The 4,606-nt window shown below is 33.9% G+C and carries 4 protein-coding genes; all 4 read right to left on the reverse strand.

The genetic code is table 11. From position 1 onward, the window contains the following. Positions 1-226 precede the first annotated feature (226 nt). Positions 227-1,516 (reverse strand): peptidoglycan DD-metalloendopeptidase family protein, encoded by a 1,290-nt coding sequence (locus tag RTX25_RS14555; protein WP_312654632.1) that lies wholly within the window; start codon positions 1,514-1,516, stop codon positions 227-229. A gap of 421 nt (positions 1,517-1,937) precedes the next feature. Continuing rightward, positions 1,938-3,782, reverse strand: coding sequence for a heavy metal translocating P-type ATPase (locus tag RTX25_RS14560; protein ID WP_312654633.1), 1,845 nt, complete (start codon positions 3,780-3,782; stop codon positions 1,938-1,940). Between the two features lie 15 nt (positions 3,783-3,797). Next, on the reverse strand, positions 3,798-4,019 hold the full coding sequence (locus RTX25_RS14565) for a cation transporter (RefSeq protein WP_003145146.1): 222 nt from the start codon (positions 4,017-4,019) through the stop codon (positions 3,798-3,800). Positions 4,020-4,164: 145 nt separating this feature from the next. After that, positions 4,165-4,533 (reverse strand): metalloregulator ArsR/SmtB family transcription factor, encoded by a 369-nt coding sequence (locus RTX25_RS14570; protein ID WP_104409634.1) that lies wholly within the window; start codon positions 4,531-4,533, stop codon positions 4,165-4,167. Positions 4,534-4,606: the final 73 nt, after the last annotated feature.

The following is a 4,606-nucleotide window of genomic DNA, read 5'->3' on the forward strand; positions in this document are numbered from 1 at the left end:
CTCGAGTGGACAGCATTGATGTCATTTGCACCTTAAGTTCGTGGGAACTTATCAAAGCTTTTAGGCCGTTTTTCTAAAAACCGACGTTCTCGGGAACATGTCAACCTGTTGAACCATCCAAAATGGCCCTTTTAAGCAAAAAGACCGCACTACCAAATAATTAAATAGTTGGTAATACAGTCTTTATGTTGTTAGATCATAATTTTAATAAATTAGTATAACAATTCTATAACCCAAGATACGGTGCTGGATCTACCAAGTTGCCATTTAGACGGAATTCAAGGTGTAAATGCGGTCCTGTGCTCATACCAGTAGATCCTACATATCCAATAACCTGACCTTGAGATACTTTTGAACCATAACTTGTATTAAGTGCACTCATATGGGCATATAGGGTTGTGACCCCGTTACCATGATCTATGATAACATTATTACCGTAGGTAGAGTTATAAGATGCCCGAATTACTGTGCCAGCCCTCGTTGCTTTGATTGGTGTTCCTGAAGTAGCAGCAAAATCAATACCTGTATGAAGTTTTTTATAACCCAAAATCGGGTGTATTCTGTACCCATACGAGGAAGTAACCCTTCCCGATACAGGTTTAATATAACCTGAATTTGTGTTGTTTTGTTGTGAACTGGTATTCCCCTGAGATGTAGTATTCTTATTTGCTTCAGCTCTAATCAAAGCTGATATTTCATCCTGAAGTTCCTTATTCTCTTCAATGATGTCTCCTATATCAGAAGCTATTTCCTTCTCTTCTTTTGTTAGGGAATTTATAGCGGAAGACTTTTTAGTCTCCAATTTCTTTAGCTCTGACAATTTTGATGTATAGGCCAGATTTTCAGTTTCAAGCTTTTCCTTTTCCTCAATGAGCTTGGCCCGTTCATCTTGAATAACATCTTTTGAAGCTACTAAATCTTTTTTGGACACTTCAAGTTCAGCTTTTTTTAGTGTCAATTCTTCCATTATGGAATTAACTTGCTGAATAATCTCTTTATCCATCTCAACGACTTTATGGATGAGCATCAGTTTATCAGAAAAGTCAGCAAGGCTCTCTGATTCAAGTAAAGTATACAAGATACTGCCTACTGAGTTATTCATGTAAGCAGATCTTACTCTGGAATCTAGTATTGCTTTTTTCTCTTCAAGCTCAATTTCTTTCAGAGTAATTTCTGCTTGTCTTGTATTGATCTCCTTTTCGAGCGAATTAATCTTCGAATCAGTTTCATTTATCAAACTCTCTCTTGCCTGTATTTCTGATTCTTTTTGTGTGATAGCAGTGTTTAGTGTTTCTGCTTCCCTTGCAACGGAAGTAAATTGATCAATAATACTTTGCAAGTCACTACTGAGTTGTTTTTTTTCCTCATTCAATTCTTGTTTTTCATTTTCTAAGTTTTGAATGGTTTCTTGATTTTCTTTAATTTGATTTTCTTTATTATTTACCGTACTAGCAAAAACAGTAATATTAGAAGCAATAAGCATTGTAACTGTCATAAATATAATTTTTTTCTTCATTGCACTCTCCTCTCTAACTTGTAATATTTTACTATAAATTTGAATTAAAAAAAACAACTTCAGATGATTTCACAATTATAAGCAAATTTACCATTTAGCGGATTGCGAATTATCTCTACACAAAATCTGGGTATTTCACAATAAGTTGCTCAACTAGATTCAAAAAAAGCTGCACATATTTTGAGGAGTTTAATTACCTCCACTATGTGCAACCTTAGTGCATCAAATGTCCTGTTGAATAATATATGTTAAAGATTCTTAGTCTTCATAACTTTCAATTACATAACCTCCATATCTTTAAAACCATTTAATTCAAGGTAAATCCCAACCAATTTTCATTTATAGTTTTTAAATTAAAAAATACCCCTTGATTGTATCGTCAATTATCGGTATCATTCAAGGGGTGAATAGGAAAAATAGTTTATAGATTCTTTACATTCAAAGCTCTAAAAGCATTTAATACTGCGATGATAGTTACACCTACATCTGCAAATATAGCTGCCCACATAGTAGTTATTCCAAAAGCACTCAAAATAAGAACAATTATTTTTATTCCAATTGCAAATACTATGTTTTGATGTGCAATTTTTAGTGTCTTTTTAGAAATTTTCATTGCAGTAGCAATTTTCGATGGCTCATCAGTCATAATTACAATATCAGCAGCTTCAATGGCCGCATCAGAACCTAAACCACCCATTGCTATTCCAATGTCTGCACGGGCTAATACAGGTGCATCATTGATTCCGTCACCAACAAAAGCAAGTTTACCTTTTGTAGATTTTTGCGAAAATAATTCTTCTAGTTTTTCAACTTTGTCTGCTGGCAACAGTTCTGCATAAACCTTATCAAGACCAAGCTCTTTAGCAACCTTTGAACCAACACTTTTATTATCACCTGTCAACATAACTATTTGTTTAATATTAGCTGCCTTAAGTTCCTTGATTGCTTGTGCTGAATCTTCCTTTACCTCATCGGCAATTACAATGTAACCTATATATTGGTTATTAACTGCAACATGTACAACTGTACCAATCAGCTCTCCCTTGAAATAAGGGATATCCATCATTTTCATAAGTTTGATATTTCCTGCCATAACCTTTTTGCCATCTACTGTTGCAATAACACCATGACCTGATATCTCTTCTACATCTGAAATACGTCCATTGTCTATTTCTTTGCCATATGCACGTTTCAGTGAAAGTGAAATCGGATGATTGGAATAGCTTTCCACATATGCAGTTAATTCTAGTAGCTCTTCTTTGGAAACTCCTTCTGGATGAATTTCCTGTACATTAAATACACCTTTCGTTAGTGTTCCAGTTTTATCAAAAACAACAATTTCAGTTTCTGCTAATGCCTCTAAATAGTTACTACCCTTGACTAAAATACCTTTTTTTGAGGCTCCACCTATTCCACCGAAGAAACTCAAAGGAATTGAAACAACTAAAGCACACGGACAGGATACCACAAGGAATGCTAGTGCTCTATATATCCAAACACTAAAAGTCGCCCCGTCTATAACAAGAGGCGGTATAATAGCTAAAAAAACTGCAATTATAACCACAACCGGTGTATAATATCTCGCAAACTTCGTAATAAATTGTTCTGAATTGGATTTTTTACTACTTGCATTTTCAACTAAATCAAGAATTTTACTTACAGTAGATTCTCCAAATTCCTTGGTAACCTCTGCTGTAATAACTCCATTAATGTTGATGCACCCACTCAGGATATCACTTCCTACTTCTACTTCACGAGGAACAGATTCACCAGTAAGTGCCGATGTGTCGATCATTGAACTTCCCTCTATTACCTTGCCATCAAGAGGAATTCTTTCTCCTGCTTTAATTACAATAATATCTCCAATTTGTACTTCATCCGGGTCAGTCCTAACAAGTTCATCGCCTTTTTTAACATTTGCATAATCTGGTCGAATATCCATAAGGCTTGCAATTGACTTTCTCGACTTGCCAACTGCATAGCTTTGAAACAGTTCTCCAACTTGATAAAACAGCATAACTGCAATACCTTCAGGATACTCACCAATAAAAAATGCACCAATTGTTGCAATACTCATTAAAAAGTTTTCATCGAAAACTTGACCTTTAAAAATATTTTTTACAGCTTTTTTTACAACATCTCCACCTACAATAATGTAACTTATTATAAAGAGAGCAATCTGTAACCATTCATTATTTAAATTAAGCAATACTGCTGTAGCTAACACGGCTGCACCAATAATTATTCGCCATAGTCGTTTTGTCATACTAAATAGCCTCCTTTAAGCCTTTTTCATAGTTGTATCGGGTTCAATTTTTTTAACTATTTTTTCGGCCTCTGCTATTATTGTTGGCATTTTTTCATCCTCACCATCAATAACGAGTTTTGTGGTCATAAAGTTAACAGTAGCTTCTTTCACTCCATCAAGCTCATTAATAGCCTTTTCCATTTTTGCCGCGCAATTTGCACAATCTAAACCTTCAAGTATAAATTTCTTTTTCATTATTAAATCCTCCTAAATATTATTTGTAATTTTATTTTGAATACTACAAGTCTTTTTCAAATTTTATTGAAACATAGCTCATTTGATATGAAGACTTAAATATCTGCCCAAATATCTTCAAAAAATATTCTATTATACCACATTACTACTTCTCGTTGATATGAATTAGACCTTGGTCAAATATTTCTCTTACATGATCATCAACTAATGAATAATATACTACTTTCCCTTCTTTTCTGTTTTTCACTAAATTAGCTTGTTTTAAGACTCTCAGCTGATGGGAAATTGCTGATTGTGTCATGTTAAGTAATACAGCGATATCACAAACACACATTTCAGCTTCATGTAAAGCCCATAATATCCTGATTCGTGTTGAATCTCCAAATACTTTAAATAATTCTGCTAGATCATAAAGGCTTTCTTCTTGAGGCATTTTATCTCTAACTTGATTTACAATATCCTCATGAATTACATTGCAGTCACATCTTTCAATTGAATTAAATTTTTCAGTCATATTATCACCTCTTTTTAAATTGTTAATGCTGAATTTAAATGTCTGAAAACTGACGGTGTCCAGTGTCCGCAAA

It is taken from the genome of Proteiniclasticum sp. (assembly GCF_032054185.1).
Classification (GTDB): Bacteria; Bacillota; Clostridia; order Clostridiales; family Clostridiaceae; genus Proteiniclasticum.

What these genes read in the sequence shown, in the direction of transcription:
- RTX25_RS14560 (WP_312654633.1), bottom strand. Translation starts at nt 3,782, where the DNA reads ATGACAAAACGACTATGGCGAATAATTATTGGTGCAGCCGTGTTAGCT.
- RTX25_RS14565 (WP_003145146.1), bottom strand. Translation starts at nt 4,019, where the DNA reads ATGAAAAAGAAATTTATACTTGAAGGTTTAGATTGTGCAAATTGCGCG.
- RTX25_RS14570 (WP_104409634.1), bottom strand. Translation starts at nt 4,533, where the DNA reads ATGACTGAAAAATTTAATTCAATTGAAAGATGTGACTGCAATGTAATT.
- RTX25_RS14555 (WP_312654632.1), bottom strand. Translation starts at nt 1,516, where the DNA reads ATGAAGAAAAAAATTATATTTATGACAGTTACAATGCTTATTGCTTCT.